This window comes from Streptomyces sulfonofaciens, assembly GCF_014656295.1.
Classification (GTDB): Bacteria; Actinomycetota; Actinomycetes; order Streptomycetales; family Streptomycetaceae; genus Streptomyces; species Streptomyces sulfonofaciens.
Map to the genome: position 1 here is coordinate 354358 of NZ_BNCD01000004.1, position 17174 is coordinate 371531.

Here is a 17174-nt window from a genome sequence, read left to right on the forward strand (position 1 = left end):
GACGCGGTCGCGCACACGTACTTATCCACAAGCCACGGTGGAGAGGTGCCCTCGTACGGCACAATGACTGCGGCCAGGTTCCCCACTCCTAGCGACGGAACGGCGTGATGACCAAGACGACGACGACAGTCAGGGGCGATGCCTCCCCGGGCCAGGACCGCGCGGAGACCTCGCGCAGCCTCGGCGGCAGCCGGGCCCTCGCCCTGCTACTGGTGATCACCGGAGCGGCCGGTCTGCTCGCGAGCTGGGTCATCACGCTCGACAAGTTCAAGATCCTTGAAGCCAAGGTCAGCGGTCACACGTTCACCCCCGCCTGCAGCCTCAACCCCGTGGTGTCCTGCGGCAGCGTGATGGAGAGCAAGCAGGCCGCGGCCTTCGGCTTCCCCAACCCGATGCTCGGCCTCGCGGCCTACGCGATCGTGATATGCGTCGGCATGAGCCTGCTGGCCGGCGCCCGATTCCCCCGCTGGTACTGGCTCACCTTCAACGCGGGGACGCTCTTCGGGGTCGGGTTCTGCACCTGGCTGCAGTTCCAGTCGCTCTACCGGATCAACGCCCTGTGCCTGTGGTGCTCCCTGGCCTGGGTCGCCACGATCACCCTGTTCTGGTACGTGACGTCCTTCAACGTCCGCAGCGGCTTCCTTCCCGCGCCCCGTTGGCTGCGGAGCTTCCTCGGCGAGTTCACCTGGGTCGTCCCGGTGCTGCACATCGGCGTCATCGGCATGATGGTGCTCACCCGCTGGTGGGACTTCTGGACGAGCTGACCTGGTCCTCCTCCCGGGTGGCCGGGTGGGTGGCCGAGGTGGCATAGGCTGCGGGGCGTGGAGCCCGATCTGTTCACCGCCGCCGCAGAGGACCGTCAGGAGAAGGACCCGGCAGGCAGCCCGCTGGCCGTCAGGATGCGCCCGCGCACCCTCGACGAGGTCGTCGGGCAGCAGCACCTGCTGAAGCCGGGGTCCCCGCTGCGCCGCCTGGTCGGCGAGGGCAGCGGTGGGCCCGCGGGGCCTTCGTCGGTGATCCTCTGGGGGCCGCCCGGCACCGGCAAGACCACCCTGGCCTACGTCGTCTCCCGTGCCACCAACAAGCGTTTCGTGGAGCTCTCGGCGATCACGGCGGGCGTCAAGGAAGTACGTGCGGTGATCGACGGCGCCCGCCGCGCCACCGGCGGCTTCGGTAAGGAGACCGTCCTCTTCCTGGACGAGATCCACCGCTTCAGCAAGGCCCAGCAGGACTCCCTGCTGCCCGCCGTCGAGAACCGCTGGGTCACCCTGATCGCCGCGACCACCGAGAACCCGTACTTCTCGGTGATCTCCCCGCTGCTCTCCCGCTCGCTCCTGCTCACCCTGGAGCCCCTCACCGACGACGACATCAGCGCTCTGGTGCAGCGCGCGCTGACCGAGGAGCGCGGGCTCGGCGGAGCAGTGGGCCTGCCCGACGACAGCGCCGCCCACCTGCTGCGCATCGCCGGCGGTGACGCCCGCCGCGGCCTCACCGCGCTGGAGGCCGGCGCCGGGGCCGCGCTGGCGAAGGGGGAGGAGGAGATCACGCTCCAGACCCTGGAGGAGTCGGTCAACCGCGCCGCGGTCACCTACGACCGGGACGGCGACCAGCACTACGACGTCGCCAGCGCGCTCATCAAGTCCATCCGCGGCTCGGACGTGGACGCGGCGCTGCACTACCTGGCCCGGATGATCGAGGCGGGCGAGGACCCGCGGTTCATCGCCCGGCGGCTGATGATCTCGGCCAGCGAGGACATCGGCCTCGCCGACCCCACGGCGCTGCCGACCGCGGTGGCCGCCGCCCAGGCCGTCGCGATGATCGGCTTCCCGGAGGCCGCGCTGACCCTCAGCCACGCCACCATCGCGCTGGCCCTCGCACCCAAGTCCAACGCCGCGACCCTGGCCATCGGCGCGGCCATGGAGGACGTCCGAGGGGGCCTGGCCGGCCCGGTCCCGCTCCATCTGCGCGACGGGCACTACAAGGGCGCCGCGAAGCTCGGCCACGCCCAGGGCTACGTCTATCCGCACGACATACCCGGCGCCGTCGCGGCCCAGCAGTACGCCCCGGACGCGATCAAGGACAAGCGGTACTACCACCCCACGCGCTACGGCGCGGAGGCGCGCTACGCGGACCTGGTCGAGCGGGTCCGCGAGCGGCTGGCGGGAGAGCAGCAGAGCCACAAGGAGCGCTGAGCGCGGCGCGTGGCGGGCCGCCCGGGGCCCCGCCGTGCTCCGGGCCCCGCCCCGACCGCCGCGGCGCCGGGCACCTTCGCCGCGACTCTGGGCATCGCCGCGGTCCCGCCGCACTTCCGCCGCGGTCCCGAGCACCTTCGCGGACCCGGTAGACTGCCCCGAAGCGCTGCGTCCCGTGTCCGGCCCCAGGTCGGCTCACCAGAGCGGGACAGTCAGCCGGAGCCCCGCCCCCGGGCGGAGTGCTCCAGGAGCGTCGCGCACCGGCGAACGGTGTCGCGGGCAGCCCACCACCCGTCAGGCGAGGGGTCGGTGGGCCACTCGCGTGCTGCACGTATGTGCCCAGACCAGGGAAGCGGCTGCCCCACGGGACCGGCGACCACCGCCGCCCCGCGGGGATTCCCGGGCTGCGGATGCGACCTCCCCTAACCCTGGTGAAGCCGATATCGCTGAAGATGAGAGAGGTTCGGTTCGTGGCGAACCAGTCCCGCCCCAAGGTCAAGAAGTCGCGTGCTCTCGGCATCGCGCTGACCCCGAAGGCCGTGAAGTACTTCGAGGCACGCCCCTACCCGCCGGGTGAGCACGGCCGCGGCCGCAAGCAGAACTCGGACTACAAGGTCCGGCTGCTGGAGAAGCAGCGGCTGCGCGCGCAGTACGACGTCTCCGAGCGCCAGCTCGTCCGCGCCTACGAGCGCGCCAGCAAGGTCCAGGGCAAGACCGGTGAGGCCCTGATCATCGAGCTCGAGCGGCGCCTGGACGCCCTGGTGCTGCGCTCCGGCATCGCCCGGACCATCTACCAGTCCCGCCAGATGGTCGTGCACGGCCACATCGAGGTCAACGGCCGCAAGGTCGACAAGCCGTCCTACCGGGTCCGCCCGGACGACGTCGTCACGGTGCGCGAGCGCTCCCGCGAGAAGTCGCTCTTCCAGGTCGCCCGTGAGGGCGGTTTCGCGCCCGAGGGCGAGACCCCGCGCTACCTCCAGGTCAACCTGAAGGCGCTGGCGTTCCGCCTGGACCGCGACCCGAACCGCAAGGAGATCCCGGTCATCTGCGACGAGCAGCTCGTCGTCGAGTACTACGCCCGCTGACGCGGACGGACCTCCGCGCCCCCGGCGCACCGGCCCGCCGCCCTCCCGCCGTCTTCGACCGGCAGGGAGGGCGGCGGGCCCGCGCGTCCCCGGGCGCACGCCACCGCCCTCCCGCCGCCTCCCGCGGGACCGGAACCGCCGACTCGCCCGCAAGGGGCTGGGTGCTCCCGGCTCGCGCCCCGAGGACACCGCTGCCCCCGGGCGCCGCGACCGGATCCGGCCGTACCGCCCGCCCCGAGGGCCTCGTTAACCGGTGCGGAACGCCCTTCCCGGCGCGATAGGCTCGGGAGACGACCTGCGAGGGCGGGTCCCCGATGTCAGCGCGATGTTCAGGGAGCGGTGCTGCGTGTCCGGTGGAGAGGTGGCCGGGATCCTGGTGGCGGTCTTCTGGGCGATCCTGGTGTCGTTCCTCGCCGTGGCGCTGGTGAGGCTGGCCCAGACGCTCAGGGCGACCACCAGGCTCGTCTCCGAGGTGACCGAGCAGGCCGTACCGCTGCTCGCCGACGCCTCCGCGGCGGTGCGCTCGGCACAGACCCAGCTCGACCGGGTCGACGCCATCGCGACCGACGTCCAGGAGGTCACCTCGAACGCCTCGGCGCTCTCCACGACCGTCGCCTCCACCTTCGGCGGCCCCCTCGTCAAGGTCGCGGCCTTCGGCTACGGAGTGCGCCGGGCACTCGGCCGCAAGAACGCCGAGCAGCCCGCTGCGGCGGCCGCCGGGACAGAGTCCCCCCGGCGCACCGTGATCGTGGGGCGGACCGTGCCGTCAGCGAGATGGGGACGACGAGGAAAGCGGAAGAAGGACTGACGCTGCGATGTTCCGCCGTACGTTCTGGTTCACCGCCGGTGCCGCTGCCGGTGTCTGGGCCACCACCAAGGTCAACCGCAAGCTCAGGAAGCTGACCCCGGACAGCCTCGCGGCCCAGGCCGCGCACAGGGCCCTCGACGCGGGCCACCGCCTGAAGGACTTCGCACTGGACGTCCGCGCCGGCATGGCCCAGCGCGAGGCGGAGCTCGGCGAGGCCCTCGGCCTGCCGGGCCCCGACCGCGGCAGCACCCGCGTCCCGGCAGCCCCGGCACTGCCGTCGGCCCGGCGCCGCCCCGCCCTCGGCCCCGCCGGCAAGGCCGCGCCCGCCCAGGCCGCGCCCGCCCAGGAGCGCGCGCCCGACGGCGGCACCGCCCGCCCCCTCGACCACCCACCACACGATTCAAGCTCCGGATACGCCGCCCGGACCGAGCACACGGCGTATTCGCACGACCGGAATGAGGACCACTGATGGAGTCGGCTGAAATCCGCCGCCGCTGGCTGCGCTTCTTCGAAGAGCGCGGGCACAAGGTCGTGCCGTCGGCGTCGCTGATCGCGGACGACCCGACCCTGCTGCTGGTCCCCGCGGGCATGGTGCCCTTCAAGCCGTACTTCCTCGGCGAGGCCACCCCGCCCGCCCCGCGTGCCACCAGCGTGCAGAAGTGCGTGCGCACCCCGGACATCGAAGAGGTCGGCAAGACCACCCGGCACGGCACGTTCTTCCAGATGTGCGGCAACTTCTCGTTCGGGGACTACTTCAAGGAAGGCGCCATCAAGCACGCCTGGGAGCTCCTGACCCTGCCCCAGGACAAGGGGGGCTACGGCCTGGACCCCGAGCGGCTGTGGATCACGGTCTACCTGGACGACGACGAGGCGGAGCGGATCTGGCGGGAGGTCATCGGCGTCCCGGCCGAGCGGATCCAGCGCCTCGGCAAGAAGGACAACTTCTGGTCCATGGGCGTACCGGGCCCCTGCGGCCCCTGCTCCGAGATCAACTACGACCGCGGCCCCGAGTTCGGCGCCGAGGGCGGCCCCGCCGTCAACGACGAGCGCTACGTGGAGATCTGGAACCTGGTCTTCATGCAGTACATGCGCGGTGAGGGCATCGGCAAGGAGGACTTCGAGATCCTGGGCGACCTGCCCAGCAAGAACATCGACACCGGTCTCGGCCTCGAACGCCTCGCCATGATCCTCCAGGGCGTGGAGAACCTGTACGAGATCGACACCTCCCGTGCCGTGATCGACAAGGCCACCGCGCTCACGGGCCACGCCTACGGCACGGCGGAGCACAGCGACGTGTCGCTGCGCATCGTCTCCGACCACATGCGCGCCGCGGTGATGCTCATCGGCGACGGCGTCACACCCGGCAACGAGGGCCGCGGCTACGTACTGCGCCGCATCATGCGCCGCGCCATCCGCAACATGCGCCTGCTCGGCGCCACGGGACCGGTCGTCGGCGAGCTCGTCGACACGGTCATCAAGACCATGGGCGAGCAGTACCCGGAGCTGATCAGCGAGCGCAAGCGGATCGAGACGGTGGCCCTGGCCGAGGAGGCCGCCTTCCTGAACACCCTCAAGGCCGGCACCACCATCCTGGACAACGCCGTCACCGAGGCCAAGGCCGCCGGCTCCCGGGAACTGCCCGGCGACAAGGCGTTCCTGCTCCACGACACCTGGGGCTTCCCCATCGACCTCACCCTGGAGATGGCGGCCGAGCAGGGCCTGTCCGTCGACGAGGACGGCTTCCGGCGCCTGATGACCGAGCAGCGCGAGCGCGCCAAGGCCGACGCCCGGGCCAAGAAGACCGGCCACGCCGATCTCGGTGCCTACCGTGCGATCGCCGACTCCGCCGGCACCACCGACTTCACCGGCTACACCTCCTTCGAGAACGAGGCCACCATCGTCGGGCTGCTCGCCAACGGCGTGGCCTCGCCCGCCGCCACCGAGGGCGACGAGGTGGAGGTCGTCCTCGACCGCACCCCGTTCTACGCCGAGGGCGGCGGCCAGATCGGCGACACGGGACGCCTCCAGCTCGACAGCGGCGCCGTCGTCCTGGTGAACGACGTTCAGAAGCCGGTGCCCGGCGTGCACGTCCACAAGGGCGTCGTCCAGGTCGGCGAGATCACCGTGGGCGCCCCGGTCTGGGCCTCGATCGACACGGGCCGCCGGCGCGCCATCGCCCGGGCCCACTCCGCCACCCACCTCACCCACCAGGCACTGCGCGACGCCCTCGGCCCGACGGCGGCCCAGGCCGGCTCGGAGAACCAGCCCGGCAGGTTCCGCTTCGACTTCGGCTCGCCGTCCGCCGTGCCGGGCAGCGTGATGACCGACGTCGAGCAGAAGATCAACGAGGTGCTCGCCCGCGACCTGGACGTCAGCGCCGAGATCATGGGCCTGGAGGAGGCGAGGCAGCAGGGCGCCATCGCCGAGTTCGGCGAGAAGTACGGCGACCGGGTGCGCGTCGTCACCATCGGTGACTTCTCCAAGGAGCTGTGCGGCGGCACGCACGTGCACAACACCGCTCAGCTCGGTCTGGTGAAGCTGCTCGGCGAATCGTCCATCGGCTCGGGCGTGCGGCGCATCGAGGCCCTGGTGGGCGTGGACGCGTACCACTTCCTCGCCAGGGAGCACACGGTCGTCGCCCAGCTCCAGGAACTGCTGAAGGGCCGTCCGGAGGAGCTGCCGGAGAGGATCTCCGGCATGCTCGCCCGGCTCAAGGACGCCGAGAAGGAGATCGAGAAGTTCCGTGCGGAGAAGGTCCTGCAGGCCGCCGCGGGACTGGCCGAAGGCGCCCGGGACGTCCGCGGCACCGCCCTGGTCACCGGCCGGGTCCCCGACGGCACCGGTGCCGACGACCTGCGCAGGCTCGTCCTGGACGTGCGCGGCAGGCTGGGCGGGGCCGGTTCCTCGGACCGCGGGGCGGTCGTGGCGCTGTTCTCGGTCGTGAACGGCCGCCCGCTGACCGTGATCGCCACGAACGAGGCGGCGCGCACCCGCGGCCTCAAGGCCGGCGACCTGGTCCGCGTCGCGGCCAAGACCCTCGGTGGCGGCGGCGGGGGCAAGCCCGACGTCGCCCAGGGCGGCGGCCAGAACCCGTCCGCCATCGGCGAGGCCGTCGCCGCGGTGGAGCGCCTCGTGGCCGAGACGGCGTGACGGCGAGCCCTGCGATGACGAGGTACGGATCCACGGCACACCGCCAGGACACCGCGGCCGCGGCGCCCGGCCCGAGGGCGGTGGCGCCGTGACCGCGGACGGGATGCGCCGTGGCAGGCGCCTCGCGATCGACGTCGGGGACGCCCGGATCGGGGTCGCCTCGTGCGACCCCGACGGGATCCTCGCCACTCCGGTCGAGACCGTGCCGGGACGCGATGTCCCGGCCGCCCACCGCAGGCTCGCGCAGTTGGTCGGGGAGTACGAGCCCATCGAGGTCCTCGTCGGGCTGCCCCGCTCCCTGAGCGGCGGGGAGGGCCCGGCGGCGGCCAAGGTCCGCGCCTTCGCACAGCAGCTCGCCCGTGTCCTCGCCCCCGTACCGGTACGGTTGGTGGACGAGCGGATGACCACGGTCACCGCGGGCCAGGGCCTGCGGGCGTCCGGCGTCACGGCCAGGAAGGGCCGGTCCGTCATCGACCAGGCCGCGGCCGTGGTGATCCTCCAGAACGCCCTGGAGACCGAGCGGGTATCGGGCGAAGCTCCTGGAGAAAGCGTCGAAGTGGCTGTCTGATCGCGATACGGTAACGTTCCGCGCGGTGTGCCAGTGGTCGAACAACTGACGCACAGAACAAGAGGCGGACAGTGCCGAGCCACGAGCGCCCGGCAGCGGGACGTCTCGCGGCCCTAGGGGATCGATGACTGAGTATGGACGGGGTCCGGGCTCCGAACCGTGGCATCCGGAGGACCCGCTGTACGGGGAGCTCGGATACGACGGACAGCAGCAGGCCCCCGCGGGCCACCCCCCCTACGGCGATCAGACCCCGGAGCAGTATCCGTACGAAGGCCAGCAGCAGTACTACCCGCAGCAGCAGGCGCCCCAGCACCCGCAGCAGCCCCAGCCCTACGACCAGTGGGGCACCGGCCAGCACCTGATCCCCGGCCAGCAGCAGCCGCACGGCCACCCGCACCTGCCCCCCCAGCAGATGCCCGGCCAGCAGCAGGGCCCCGCACCGGTGCCGGACCAGCAGGGGCACCCGCAGATGCCGGGCGGGCCGTTCCACCCGCAGGTACCCGGCCAGGCCTACGGCGACCACGGCGGCTACCCGGGCCAGGAGCAGGACCCCGGCTACGGCCAGCAGTACCCGACCGGCTGGGACACGGCGCCACAGGGACAGGCCCTGTACGGCGCCGGCCCCGAGGATCCCTACGGACAGCAACCCCACGGGTACCAGAACGAGGAGCCCGGCCCGTACGGGGACCCCGCCGGATATCCGTACGGCGAGCCGCCCCCGCCCGTACCGCCCGCCGTGGGGCCCCCCGGGGGACGGGGACCGCAGCGGCGCCCGGCGCCCGAGCCGGACCCCGAGCCGCCCATCGACTGGGACCCCGGCCCCGACCAGGGCGAACACGCCTTCTTCGCCGGCGGTGACGAGGACGACGAGGACGACGACCTCGACCCGGGCGGCCGGAGCGGCCGGAGGGGATCGGGAGGTCGCGGCGAGCGCCGCGGCCGCGGCGGCAAGGGCCGCAAGCGCCGCAGCGGCTACGCCTGCCTGGTGGTGGCCGTGGTGCTGGTCGGCGGGGTGTCCGGGGTCGGCTACTTCGGCTACCAGTTCTACGAGAACCACTTCGGCCCGCCGCCGGACTTCAGCGGCGCCGGCACCGGCCGGAGCGTGACGGTCGAGATCCCCAAGGGCGCGGGCGGTTACACCATCGGCAAGGCCCTCAAGGAGAAGGGCGTCGTCAAGAGCGTCGACGCGTTCGTCCACGCCCAGGAGCAGAACCCCAAGGGCCAGTCCATCCAGGACGGCGTGTACACGCTCAGGGAGCAGATGTCCGCGGAGAGCGCGGTCTCGCTGATGCTCGATCCCAAGAGCCGCAACAACCTCATCATCGCCGAGGGCCGGCGGAACGCCTGGGTCTACGACCAGCTCGACAAACGCCTCGGCCTCAAGCCGGGCACCACCAAGTCCGTGGCCGAGGAGGACGTCGATCACCTCGGCCTGCCCTCCTGGGCGAAGGACCACGAGAACGTCAAGGACCCCCTGGAGGGCTTCCTCTACCCCTCCAGCTATCCGGTGGCCAAGGGCATGAAGCCGCAGGACGTCCTCAAGCGGATGGTCTCCGCGGCGACCCAGAAGTACGACTCCGAGCACCTCCAGGCACAGGCCGAACGGCTCCACCTCGACGGCCCCTGGCAGGTGATAACCGTCGCCAGCCTGGTCCAGGCCGAGGGCAAGACCCATGACGACTTCCGCAAGATGGCCGAGGTCGTCTACAACCGCCTCAAGCCCACCAACACGCAGACCAACCAGTTGCTGCAGTTCGACTCGACCTTCAACTACCTGATGGGTCAGAGCAACATCAACATCAGCGAGTCGGAGATCAACAGCAACCACGACCCGTACAACACCTACACGCAGAAGGGCCTCACCCCGGGACCGATCGGCAACCCCGGCGCGGAGGCGCTCACCGCCACGCTCCATCCCACGCACGACGGCTGGTTCTACTTCGTGGCGACCGACGGTATGAACAAGACCGAGTTCGCCAGGACCTACGCCGACTTCCAGAGGCTCAAGGAAAAGTTCAATGACCACTCGGGCAGCAACTGACGCCCGCAGGGCGGCCGTTCTCGGCTCTCCCATCTCCCATTCGCTCTCGCCGGTGCTGCACCGCGCGGCCTACGCGGAACTGGGCCTCGGGAACTGGACGTACGACCGCTTCGAGGTGGACGAGAGCGCGCTGCCCGGCTTCCTGACGGGACTCGGGCCGCAGTGGGCGGGCCTGTCGCTGACGATGCCGCTCAAGCGCGCCGTCATCCCGCTGCTGGACGAGATCACGGACACCGCCGCCTCGGTGGAGGCCGTCAACACGGTCGTTTTCACCGAGGACGGACGCAGGCTGGGCGACAACACGGACGTTCCCGGCATGACCGCCGCACTGCGGGAGCGCGGCATCGACAAGGTCGAGTCCGCCGCCGTCCTCGGCGCCGGCGCCACGGCGTCGTCCGCCCTGGCCGCACTCGCCCGGATCTGCACGGGCGAGGTGGTCGCCTACGTACGCAGCGCGGCCAGGGCCGCCGAGATGCGGCGCTGGGGCGAGCGGCTGGGGCTCGCGGTCCGCACCGCCGACTGGTCCGACGCAGGCGAGGCGCTGGCCGCCCCGCTGGTGATCGCCACCACCCCGGCCGGCGCCGCGGACGCACTGGCCGCACAGGTGCCCGAGCGGGTGGGGACGCTCTTCGACGTGCTCTACGACCCCTGGCCCACCGTTCTCGCCGAACGGTGGGCCGCGCGCGGCGGAGCCGTGGTCGGGGGACTCGACCTGCTGGTGCACCAGGCCGTGCTCCAGGTGGAGCAGATGACGGGGCGGGCGCCCGCGCCGCTGGACGCGATGCGGACGGCGGGTGAGCGGGCGCTCACGCAGCGGTGAGCGCGCCGCCGCCCGCCCGTGCGTCCCGCCCTGTGGACCGTGCGGCGTTCCACCCGCGGGGACGTGGCAGGATCGGGGGGAGGCGGGGCAGGGGCGCGTGGGTGTCCGGTCGCGTCGTTGCAGTTCCGGGCGCGAGTATGAGGAGCAACGTTGAGCAGGTTGCGCTGGCTGACCGCGGGGGAGTCCCACGGACCGGCCTTGGTCGCGACGCTGGAGGGTCTGCCCGCCGGCGTGCCGATCACCACGGACATGGTGGCGGACCACCTGGCCCGCAGACGGCTCGGCTACGGCCGCGGGGCCCGTATGAAGTTCGAGCGCGACGAGGTCACCTTCCTCGGCGGCGTACGGCACGGCCTGACCCTGGGCTCCCCGGTCGCGATCATGGTGGGCAACACGGAGTGGCCCAAGTGGGAGCAGGTCATGGCGGCCGACCCGGTCGACCGCGAGACCCTGGACGGCCTGGCGCGCAACGCCCCGCTGACCCGTCCCCGGCCCGGCCACGCCGACCTCGCGGGCATGCAGAAGTACGGCTTCGACGAGGCACGGCCCATCCTGGAGCGTGCCTCCGCCCGGGAGACCGCGGCCCGGGTCGCGCTCGGCGCCGTGGCCCGGTCGTACCTCGCGGAGACCGCAGGCATCGAGGTCGTCTCGCACGTCGTGGAGCTGGCCGGTGCCAAGGCCCCCTACGGCGTGTACCCGACGCCGTCGGACGTGGCGCGGCTCGACGAGGACCCGGTGCGCTGTCTGGACGCCGACGCGTCCAAGGCGATGGTGGCCGAGATCGACCAGGCCCACCAGGACGGCGACACCCTGGGCGGCGTCGTCGAGGTACTCGCGTACGGGGTGCCGGTCGGCCTCGGCTCGCACGTGCACTGGGACCGCCGTCTGGACGCGCGCCTCGCGGCGGCCCTGATGGGCATCCAGGCGATCAAGGGCGTGGAGCTGGGCGACGGGTTCGAGCTGGCCCGGGTACCGGGATCCAGGGCCCATGACGAGATCGTGCCGGGTGAGGGGGGCGTCCGGCGGGCCACCGGCCGCTCCGGCGGCACCGAGGGCGGCCTGACCACCGGCGAGCTGCTGCGGGTGCGGGCCGCGATGAAGCCGATCGCCACCGTCCCGCGGGCACTGGCCACCGTCGACGTGACGACCGGTGACGCCACCAAGGCCCACCACCAGCGTTCCGACGTGTGCGCCGTGCCGGCCGCCGGTATCGTCGCCGAGGCCATGGTGGCGCTCGTCCTCGCCGACGCGGTGGCCGAGAAGTTCGGCGGCGACAGCGTGCCGGAGACCGCCAGGAACGTCAGGTCGTACCTAGAGAACCTGCGGATCCGGTGAGCGGGGTGCCCGCAGTGCAGACGTCCGGAGCAGGCCGTGAGCCGGGTTCGGGCCGGGGCCCCGCCATCGTGCTGATCGGCCCCATGGGTGTCGGCAAGTCCACCGTCGGCGCGCTGCTCGCCGAACGGCTCGGCCGGGGCTTCAGGGACACCGACGACGACATCGTGGCCGCAGAGGGCCGCCCGATCTCCGACATCTTCGTCGACGAGGGCGAGCCGTACTTCCGCGAGATCGAGAAGGCCGCCGTGCGCACGGCCCTCGCCGGCCACGACGGTGTGCTCGCGCTCGGCGGCGGCGCCGTCCTGGACCCCGGGACCCGGGCGCTGCTCGCCGCGCATCCGGTCGTCTACCTCTCCATGGACGTGGACGAGGCGGTCAAGCGCACGGGGCTGAACGTCGCAAGGCCGCTGCTCGCCGTCAATCCGCGGCGCCAGTGGCGGGAGCTGATGGAACAGCGCCGCCGTCTGTACACCGAGTCCGCGCGCGCCGTCGTCACCACCGACGGACGGTCCCCCGAAGAGGTCGCCCAAGCCGTCCTCGACGCACTGGAGCTGAACAAGGCATGACCGACATCGCCCACCGGACGGATCCGTCCGGCCAGGCAGTGACCCGTATCCCCGTCGGCGGCGCGGGTGAGGACCCGTACGAGGTGCTGGTCGGCAGGGGGCTGTCGGGAGAACTCGGCCGACTGGTCGGCGAGCGGGCCCGGCGGGTCGCGGTCATCCACCCCGAGGCGCTGGCCGGCCGCGGCGAGGAGGTGCGCGCGGAGCTGGCCGGCCTGGGGTACGAGGCCGTCGCCGTCCAGGTGCCGAACGCCGAGCAGGCGAAGACCGCCGAGGTCGCCGCCGGCTGCTGGCAGACGCTCGGCCGCGCCGGTTTCACCCGCAGCGATGTGATCGTGGGCGTGGGCGGCGGCGCCAGCACCGACCTGGCGGGCTTCGTGGCGGCGACCTGGCTGCGCGGCGTGCGCTGGGTGGCGGTGCCCACCACGGTGCTCGGCATGGTCGACGCCGCCGTCGGCGGCAAGACGGGCATCAACACCGCAGAGGGCAAGAACCTGGTCGGGTCCTTCCATCCGCCCGCCGGGGTGCTGTGCGACCTGGACGCGCTCGCCACGCTGCCCACCGACGACTACGTGTCCGGGCTCGCCGAGATCGTCAAGGCGGGCTTCATCGCCGACCCGGTGATCCTCGATCTCATCGAGGCCGATCCGGAGGCCGCCAAGGGGCCCGGCGGCCCGCACACCGCCGAACTGGTCGAGCGCTCCATCCGCGTCAAGGCCGAGGTGGTGTCCGCGGACCTCAGGGAGGCCGGCCGCCGCGAGATCCTCAACTACGGGCACACGCTGGGCCACGCGATCGAGAAGAACGAGCACTACACCTGGCGGCACGGCGAGGCGGTCTCCGTCGGCATGCACTTCGCCGCCGAGCTGGGCCGTCTCGCGGGCCGGCTCGACGACGCCACCGCCGACCGGCACAGCGCCGTGCTGCGGTCGGTGGGGCTGCCGCTCGGCTACCGCCGCGACGCGTGGCCCCGGCTGCTGGACACCATGAAGGTCGACAAGAAGTCCCGCGGCGACCTGCTGAGGTTCATCGTGCTCGACGGCCTCGCGGAACCGGCCGTGCTGGAGGGCCCCGACCCACGGATGCTCCTGGCCGCGTACGGCGAAGTGGCCGAATAGCGGTGTCCCGGGGCCCCGGGGCCAAGAATTCCGGGGCAACCGGGCACCTCGCCGCCCTCCCGGCCGTCCTCACAAAGGGCGGCCCGGGACGGTACCGTTCAGTAGCACCGGGGCCGAGGCCCCCCGCCCGCGCCATCGCCTGTACGAGACGGAGTGCCACCGGATGCAGCACGCAGGGGGATCTCAGCTTCCGCCACCCCCTTGCCCGGGGCACGGGCCCGCCGCCGCACCACCCCCGCCCCCGACGCGCCCGCGTCCCCGCCGGGGTCCGGTGAACGACCCGGACACCCTGGCCATGACCCCCCGGGTCCCCGAGCACACCGGGGGACCGGGCGCCGACCCTTCCGGTATGCCGGGTGCCACCGCCGACGGTGCCCCGCGCACCGGCCCCGGCGGTATGCCGCCGGTCCCGGGGCACGGTGCCGCTGCGCGGAGTGCGCAGGCCGCCACCGGACCGGTGCCCGGTGTCCCGCCCGCGCCGGTGCCCGGGGGGCGGCACATGCCCCCCGCGCCGGGCCGCAGCACCTCTCCAGGCGGCCTGACGCCTCCTGCGGCGCCTGCCGCCGGGCCCGCGGGCCCGATGCCCGCCGGGGTGCCCGGGGGCGCTCGTGGGGCCGTGCAGGCGGCCGTTCCGCCTCCTCCTCCCCAGGGGCCGCTCGGACACCAGCCGCCGGCACCCGGCGGCGTTCCGCACCCGCCGGTCCCGGTACCGGGACCGCAGGCCCCGCACGCACCCGCACCGGGCCACCGGCCGCCCCCGCCGCCCCCCGCGCACCACGTGCCGCACCATGCGTCGATGCCGCCCGGCCCCGACACCACCGGCCACGTCCAGCTTCCGCCCGGCGGCCCGGTGGCGGTGCCGAGCCCGCCGCCCGCCACCGGCAGCGCCGATCCGGCGGCAACCACGCTCGCGGTGCTGCTGATCGGCCCGGCAGGCGCCGGCAAGACCAGCGTCGCCCGGTACTGGGCCGAGCAGCGCCGGGTGCCCACGGCGCACATCAGCCTGGACGACGTGCGCGAATGGGTGCGCGCGGGCTTCGCCGACCCGCAGTCCGGCTGGAACGACCACTCGGAGGCGCAGTACCGCCTCGCCCGCCGCACCTGCGGCTTCGCCGCCCGGAACTTCCTCGCGAACGGCATCTCCTGCATCCTCGACGACGCGGTCTTCCCGGACCGCCCGGTCGTCGGCCTCGGCGGCTGGAAGCGGCACGTCGGCCCCGGCCTGCTGCCCGTCGTGCTCCTGCCGGGCCTGGAGATCGTCCTGGAGCGCAACGCCGAGCGCAGCGGGAACCGCCGCCTCACCGACGAGGAGGTGGCCCGGATCCACGGCAGGATGGCCGGCTGGTACGGCTCGGGGCTGCCGATCATCGACAACTCCCACATGGATGTCGCGGAGACGGCCCACGTCCTCGACGAGGTCCTCGCGGGCTCCCTCGCAAGCCCCCCGAAGTGGTGAACCCGGCGGCCCGCCCCGCGGGCCGCCCGCCCCCCGGCGCGGACCGGGACCGCCGGCACCCGGCAGGACGCCGGCGCCCCGGCACGGCGCCCCGGAACCGAGGCCCGCACCGCGCCCGGTGCGGCCGTCAGCGGCCGGCCCGGGGACCGGCCGGACGCGGCGGACGCGGAAGACGGCCCTCCGCGGCGCCCGCGTGCGGGGCCGCCGGGCGCGCGGTCTTGCGTACCGTGCCGGCGGCCGGCCGGTGAGGCTGTTCAACCCGGTCAGACGCGCCCGACCGGCCCCGTGCCGGGGCGCCCCGTACGCTCGGCTCATGTCTGAGGTGTTCGCGGCCCGCCGGGACCGGCTCCGGGAGTACTGCGCGGCGAGCGGAAGCGCCGCCGCACTGGTCTCCCGGCCCGCCAACGTCCGCTACCTCACCGGTGCGGCACCGCCCGGCGCCGTACTCCTGCTCGGCAGGGACGAGGACGTCCTGCTGTGCGCCGCCGCCCCCACCGGGCAGCCGGACGAGGGGCGCCCCGACGAGGCGCTGGCCACCCAGGTCCTCGGCTCCCCGGGCGGCGACCCCGCCGTGGCCGCCGCCGACCTCGCCGTCGCGCACGGCGCCGACTCGCTCGCCCTGGAGGAGCACGATCTCACGGTGGCCCGCCACCGCGCCCTGCGGGCGGTGGCGCCGCGGCTGCGCCTCGGGGACCTCGGCGGGGCGGTCGAGCAACTGCGGTACGTCAAGGACGAGGAGGAGATCTCCTGTCTGCGGATCGCCGCGGAGATCGCCGACCAGGCGCTGGGCGAACTGCTGGAGTCCATCCTGGTCGGCCGCACCGAACGCCACCTCGCGCTGGAGCTCGAACGCCGGCTGGTCGACCATGGCGCGGAATCACCCGCCTTCCCCACCAGCGTGGCCACCGGGCCGAACGCCGGCAGCCCCGGTCACGTCCCCACCGACCGCAGGGTCGAGGAAGGCGACTTCCTCTCCGTCTGCCTGGGCGCCGCCTACCGCGGCTACCGCTGCGAGATCGGCCGCACCTTCGTCATCGGCACCACGCCCGCGGATTGGCAGGTCGAGCTGTACGACCTGGTGTTCGCGGCCCAGCGGGCCGGCCGGGAGGCGCTGGTGCCCGGCATGCCGTGCCGCGACGTGGACCGCGCCGCCCGCCAGGTGCTCGACTCCGCCGGATACGCGGCGGGCCTGACACAGCTCACCGGTCACGGCGTGGGACTCGAAATCGACGAGGACCCGCAGCTTGCCCCCACGGCCATGGGTAAACTGGACGCTTGCGTGCCGGTCACCGTCGAACCAGGGGTCCACCTCCCGGGTCGGGGCGGGGTCCGGATCGATGACACGCTCGTCGTCCGCCCCGAGGCGGACGGCGGACCCGAGCTACTCACCATCACGACCAAGGAGCTGCTCGCGCTCTAGCGCACGCCTCTGGTCGTCCACCAGCGTTAAGTCCAGGAGATTCCGCAACCGTGGCTTCCACGAACGACCTCAAGAACGGCCTGGTGCTCAAGCTCGACGGGGGCCAGCTCTGGTCCGTCGTCGAGTTCCAGCACGTCAAGCCCGGCAAGGGCCCCGCATTCGTGCGCACCAAGCTCAAGAACGTGCTCTCCGGCAAGGTCGTCGACAAGACCTTCAACGCCGGCGTCAAGGTCGAAACGGCCACCGTCGACAAGCGCGGAATGCAGTTCTCCTACATGGACGGCGACTACTTCGTCTTCATGGACATGGAGACCTACGACCAGCTCCACGTCGACCGCAAGGCCGTCGGCGACGCCGCCAACTTCCTCATCGAGGGCTTCGACGCGGTCGTGGCGCAGCACGAGGGCGAGGTGCTCTACGTCGAGCTGCCGGCCGCCGTCGAGCTCACCGTCAAGGAGACCGAGCCCGGTGTCCAGGGCGACCGCTCCACCGGCGGCACCAAGCCCGCCACGCTGGAGACCGGCCACCAGATCCAGGTACCGCTCTTCATCACCACCGGCGAGAAGATCAAGGTCGACACCCGTTCGAGCGACTACCTCGGCCGGGTGAACAGCTAAC

Annotated in this window: 15 protein-coding genes; all 15 read left to right on the forward strand. The window is 72.9% G+C overall.

Translation table 11 applies throughout. The features are described 5' to 3' along the window. Positions 1-107: 107 nt before the first annotated feature. The 15 genes from IE313_RS09685 (at position 108) to efp (ending at position 17173) form a co-directional block, all read left to right on the forward strand. A complete protein-coding gene (locus IE313_RS09685; protein ID WP_189930561.1) occupies positions 108-764 on the forward strand; it encodes a vitamin K epoxide reductase family protein in 657 nt (218 codons plus the stop codon). A 57-nt stretch (positions 765-821) separates the two neighbouring features. Continuing rightward, the gene (locus IE313_RS09690) at positions 822-2192 is read left to right on the forward strand and encodes a replication-associated recombination protein A (RefSeq protein WP_189930562.1); all 1371 of its coding nucleotides are present in this window, start codon (positions 822-824) and stop codon (positions 2190-2192) included. 470 nt (positions 2193-2662) lie between these two features. Further along, positions 2663-3277, forward strand: coding sequence for a 30S ribosomal protein S4 (rpsD, locus tag IE313_RS09695; protein WP_189930563.1), 615 nt, complete (start codon positions 2663-2665; stop codon positions 3275-3277). Between the two features lie 346 nt (positions 3278-3623). Continuing rightward, positions 3624-4085 (forward strand): DUF948 domain-containing protein, encoded by a 462-nt coding sequence (locus IE313_RS09700; RefSeq protein WP_189930564.1) that lies wholly within the window; start codon positions 3624-3626, stop codon positions 4083-4085. Positions 4086-4092: 7 nt separating this feature from the next. Next, positions 4093-4554: a DUF6167 family protein gene (locus IE313_RS35060; RefSeq protein WP_229924496.1), complete on the forward strand. Its 462-nt coding sequence runs from the start codon at positions 4093-4095 to the stop codon at positions 4552-4554. Next, complete coding sequence (gene alaS / locus IE313_RS09710; protein WP_189930565.1) at positions 4554-7235, forward strand: alanine--tRNA ligase; 2682 nt, start codon at positions 4554-4556, stop codon at positions 7233-7235. The genes IE313_RS35060 and alaS overlap by 1 nt, the downstream gene beginning before the upstream one ends. A gap of 103 nt (positions 7236-7338) precedes the next feature. After that, on the forward strand, positions 7339-7803 hold the full coding sequence (gene ruvX / locus IE313_RS09715) for a Holliday junction resolvase RuvX (RefSeq protein WP_189930699.1): 465 nt from the start codon (positions 7339-7341) through the stop codon (positions 7801-7803). A 124-nt stretch (positions 7804-7927) separates the two neighbouring features. Then, positions 7928-9844, forward strand: a complete 1917-nt coding sequence (mltG, locus tag IE313_RS09720; protein ID WP_189930566.1) for an endolytic transglycosylase MltG — start codon at positions 7928-7930, stop codon at positions 9842-9844. Next, positions 9822-10664, forward strand: a complete 843-nt coding sequence (locus tag IE313_RS09725) for a shikimate dehydrogenase (RefSeq protein ID WP_189930567.1) — start codon at positions 9822-9824, stop codon at positions 10662-10664. Before mltG ends, IE313_RS09725 begins: the two co-directional genes overlap by 23 nt. Before the next feature lie 150 nt (positions 10665-10814). After that, a complete protein-coding gene (gene aroC / locus IE313_RS09730; protein WP_189930568.1) occupies positions 10815-11999 on the forward strand; it encodes a chorismate synthase in 1185 nt (394 codons plus the stop codon). 83 nt (positions 12000-12082) lie between these two features. Further along, positions 12083-12565: a shikimate kinase gene (locus IE313_RS09735; protein ID WP_189930700.1), complete on the forward strand. Its 483-nt coding sequence runs from the start codon at positions 12083-12085 to the stop codon at positions 12563-12565. Continuing rightward, entirely contained in the window at positions 12562-13680 is a 1119-nt protein-coding gene (aroB, locus tag IE313_RS09740; protein WP_189930569.1) for a 3-dehydroquinate synthase, read from the forward strand. Before IE313_RS09735 ends, aroB begins: the two co-directional genes overlap by 4 nt. Before the next feature lie 580 nt (positions 13681-14260). After that, positions 14261-15136, forward strand: coding sequence for an AAA family ATPase (locus IE313_RS09745; protein ID WP_189930701.1), 876 nt, complete (start codon positions 14261-14263; stop codon positions 15134-15136). Positions 15137-15449: 313 nt separating this feature from the next. Further along, a complete protein-coding gene (locus tag IE313_RS09750) occupies positions 15450-16556 on the forward strand; it encodes an aminopeptidase P family protein (protein ID WP_189930570.1) in 1107 nt (368 codons plus the stop codon). A 50-nt stretch (positions 16557-16606) separates the two neighbouring features. Beyond that, positions 16607-17173 (forward strand): elongation factor P, encoded by a 567-nt coding sequence (gene efp, locus IE313_RS09755; protein ID WP_189930571.1) that lies wholly within the window; start codon positions 16607-16609, stop codon positions 17171-17173. Position 17174: the final 1 nt, after the last annotated feature.

Excerpts from the sequence above, each read along its gene's own strand:
- IE313_RS09685 (WP_189930561.1), top strand. The coding sequence starts at position 108 with ATGACCAAGACGACGACGACAGTCAGGGGCGATGCCTCCCCGGGCCAG.
- IE313_RS35060 (WP_229924496.1), top strand. The coding sequence starts at position 4,093 with ATGTTCCGCCGTACGTTCTGGTTCACCGCCGGTGCCGCTGCCGGTGTC.
- IE313_RS09735 (WP_189930700.1), top strand. The coding sequence starts at position 12,083 with ATGGGTGTCGGCAAGTCCACCGTCGGCGCGCTGCTCGCCGAACGGCTC.
- alaS (WP_189930565.1), top strand. The coding sequence starts at position 4,554 with ATGGAGTCGGCTGAAATCCGCCGCCGCTGGCTGCGCTTCTTCGAAGAG.
- IE313_RS09745 (WP_189930701.1), top strand. The coding sequence starts at position 14,261 with ATGCCCGCCGGGGTGCCCGGGGGCGCTCGTGGGGCCGTGCAGGCGGCC.
- IE313_RS09725 (WP_189930567.1), top strand. The coding sequence starts at position 9,822 with ATGACCACTCGGGCAGCAACTGACGCCCGCAGGGCGGCCGTTCTCGGC.
- IE313_RS09750 (WP_189930570.1), top strand. The coding sequence starts at position 15,450 with ATGTCTGAGGTGTTCGCGGCCCGCCGGGACCGGCTCCGGGAGTACTGC.
- ruvX (WP_189930699.1), top strand. The coding sequence starts at position 7,339 with ATGCGCCGTGGCAGGCGCCTCGCGATCGACGTCGGGGACGCCCGGATC.
- aroB (WP_189930569.1), top strand. The coding sequence starts at position 12,562 with ATGACCGACATCGCCCACCGGACGGATCCGTCCGGCCAGGCAGTGACC.
- mltG (WP_189930566.1), top strand. The coding sequence starts at position 7,928 with ATGACTGAGTATGGACGGGGTCCGGGCTCCGAACCGTGGCATCCGGAG.